General features: G+C 64.9%; 2 protein-coding genes and 1 pseudogene. All 3 read right to left on the bottom strand.

Annotated elements, in window-relative coordinates:
- Positions 1-2,270 (bottom strand): methionine synthase (gene metH / locus VFB18_RS00525; protein ID WP_414675614.1); only part of this gene is annotated, 2,270 nt, incomplete at its 3' end.
- Positions 2,204-2,635 (bottom strand): endonuclease domain-containing protein, encoded by a 432-nt coding sequence (locus VFB18_RS00520; RefSeq protein WP_324970321.1) that lies wholly within the window; start codon positions 2,633-2,635, stop codon positions 2,204-2,206. The genes metH and VFB18_RS00520, both read right to left, overlap by 67 nt.
- 135 nt (positions 2,636-2,770) lie before the next feature.
- Positions 2,771-3,010, bottom strand: a pseudogene (locus VFB18_RS00515) (homocysteine S-methyltransferase family protein); the annotation flags it as partial.

Raw genomic sequence — 3,010 nt, 5'->3', positions numbered from 1 at the left:
CGCTCGAACTTCCGCGCCACGTCCTCCTCGCCGATGCCGGCGGTCACGGCAAAGCCTCCGACATAATCGGCAAGCCCCGTCTCCTTCGGCGCCACGAAGTCGGCAAGCGCGAGATTGGGCCGCCCCGGCTCGCGCGCCATCTGCTGGCGAAGGGTGTGCAGCACGGCGACCCGCTTGGTCCTCGTGTCGTCGGTGTAGAGCTCGATGTCGTCGCCAATGCTGTTGGCCGGCCAGAAACCGACCACCGCGTTCGCGGTCAGCCATTTCTCGGCAATGAGCTGCTTCAGCATGGCTTGCGCATCGTCGAAGAGGTGGCGCGCGGCCTCGCCGTATTTGTCGTCCTCGAGGATGCGAGGGAACGCGCCCTTGAGCTCCCAAGCCTGGAAGAACGGGGTCCAATCGATATAGCGGGCAAGCTCGGCGAGGTCGTAGGCCTTGAAAGCGCGGGTGCCGAGAAAGGTCGGCTTCGGCGGCGTATAGGCCGCCCAATCGAGCTTGAGGCGGTTGGCGCGCGCGTCGGCGATCGAGGTACGCGCCTTCTCGGCCTGGCCGCGCGCGTAGGATTCGACCGTGCGCGCATAGTCCTCGCGCACCTTGGCGATGGTCTTCGTCCGCTCCTCCGGCGACATCAGGCTCGCCACGACGCCGACGGCGCGGCTTGCGTCGGTGACGTAGATCGCCTGGCTGCGGTGGTAGTTCGGGCTGATCTTGACCGCAGTGTGTATGCGGCTCGTGGTCGCCCCGCCGATCAAGAGCGGCAAGTCGAAGCCCTCGCGCTCCATCTCGGCGGCGACGTGGCACATCTCATCGAGCGAGGGCGTGATCAGGCCGGACAGCCCGATGATGTCCACCTTCTTCTCGCGCGCCGCGTCGAGGATCACTTGCGCCGGCACCATCACGCCGAGGTCGGTGACCTCGTAATTGTTGCACTGGAGCACGACGCCGACGATGTTCTTGCCGATGTCGTGCACGTCGCCCTTGACGGTGGCGAGCAGGATCTTGCCGGCCGGCTCGCCTTGGGCGAGCCCGAGCTCCTCCTTCTCCTTCTCCATGTAGGGCATGAGATAGGCGACCGCCTGCTTCATCACCCGCGCCGACTTCACCACCTGCGGCAGAAACATCTTGCCCGAGCCGAACAGGTCGCCGACCACGTTCATGCCGGCCATCAGCGGCCCCTCGATCACGTGCAGCGGGCGCACGGCCTTTTGGCGTGCCTCCTCGGTGTCCTGCTCGATATAGGCGCCGATGCCGTGTACGAGTGCGTAGGTCAGGCGCTCGTCGACCGGCTTCTCGCGCCAGGAAAGATCGGCTTCCTTCTTCTGCGCGCCCTCGCCCTTGAAGCGCTCGGCCGCCTCGAGCAGGCGGTCGGTCGCGTCGGCGCGGCGGTTCAAGATCACGTCCTCGACGAGCTCGCGCAGATCAGGGTCGATGTCGTCGTAAAGGGCGAGCTGACCGGCATTGACGATGCCCATGTCCATGCCGGCCTTGATCGCGTGATAGAGGAACACCGAGTGCATCGCCTCGCGCACGCGCTCGTTGCCGCGGAAGGCGAAAGACAGGTTCGACACGCCGCCCGACACATGGACATAAGGCAGCTCCGCCTTGATGCGCCGCGTTGCCTCGATATAGGCGGATGCGAAACCAGCATGCTCTTCGATACCGGTCGCGACCGCGAAGATATTGGGGTCGAAGATGATGTCCTCGGGCGGGAAGCCGACCTTTTCGGTGAGGAGCGTGTAGGCGCGCTTGCAGATCTCGAACTTGCGCGTCGCGCTCTCCGCCTGGCCCTGCTCGTCGAAGGCCATGACCACGACCGCCGCGCCGTAGCGCCGGATCTTGCGGGCGTGGTCGAGGAACGGCTCCTCGCCTTCTTTCAGGCTGATCGAGTTCACCACCGCCTTGCCCTGCACGCATTTCAAGCCGGCCTCGATCACCGACCATTTGGAGGAGTCGATCATGATCGGCACGCGGGCGATGTCGGGCTCGGCGGCGATGAGGTTGAGGAATGTGGTCATCGCCTTCTCGGAGTCGAGCAGGCCCTCGTCCATGTTGACGTCGAGCATGTTGGCGCCGTTCTCGACCTGCTGGCGCGCGACCTCGAGCGCGGCGGCGTAGTCGTTGGCCTCGATCAGCTTGCGGAAGCGGGCGGAACCCGTGACGTTGGTCCGCTCGCCAACCATGACGAAATTCTGTGCGCCGTCGGTCATTTTCTCTCTTGGGCTGCGGGGGACTCGGTCCTCCTCTCCCCTTGGGGAGAGGACGGCGCGCACTCGCGCGCCGGGTGAGGGGGACAGCGCTCGGTCAAAGTCTCCGCGATCAGACAGAGCACCCCATCGATATTGGTGTAAATATCGACGTTCCAGAAGCGAAGAACCTTAAGGCCAAGCCGTTCGAGTTCAGCTGTTCGTCGCCGATCCGCTTCGAGGCGTTGATCGGCGTGATGCCCTCCATCAATCTCGACGATCAATCCTGCTTCCGCGCAGAGAAAGTCGACCACATACCGCCCGCGCGGAACCTGCCGCCGAAACTTGTAACCCATAAGGCGCCGGTCCCGTAGGCGCGACCAGAGCTTGCGTTCCGCTTCGGTGGAACGGTCACGAAGCGAGCGCGCTGTCTCAGTCAAGGCGACCTTCATGCCCCCTCACCCTTCCCGCCATGCGACTTGCGCAGCTTTCGCGCGCAAGATCGCGGCGGCAAGCCCTCTCCCCAAGGGGAGAGGAGATCCGAATGCCTATGCGACGAACTCATCACCAGCACCTTACCCGTGCACGAAGGGCTCGAGGCCGGAGAGGCGGAGAGCATGCGCCACATGCGGCACAGGCCGCGGCTTGTATTTGCCGACCGCCGCGGCGATGGCGCGGATGTGGTCGGGCGTCGTGCCGCAGCAGCCGCCGACGATGTTGAGGAGCCCGTCCCTCGCCCATTCCTCGAGCAGCCCCGCCATGTATTCGGGGCTCTCGTCATAGCCGCCCATCTCGTTGGGAAGACCGGCATTGGGATAGACGCTGAT

Source organism: Methyloceanibacter sp. (genome assembly GCF_035650995.1).
Classification (GTDB): Bacteria; Pseudomonadota; Alphaproteobacteria; order Rhizobiales; family Methyloligellaceae; genus Methyloceanibacter.
This window is presented reverse-complemented; position numbering and strand designations above follow the sequence as displayed.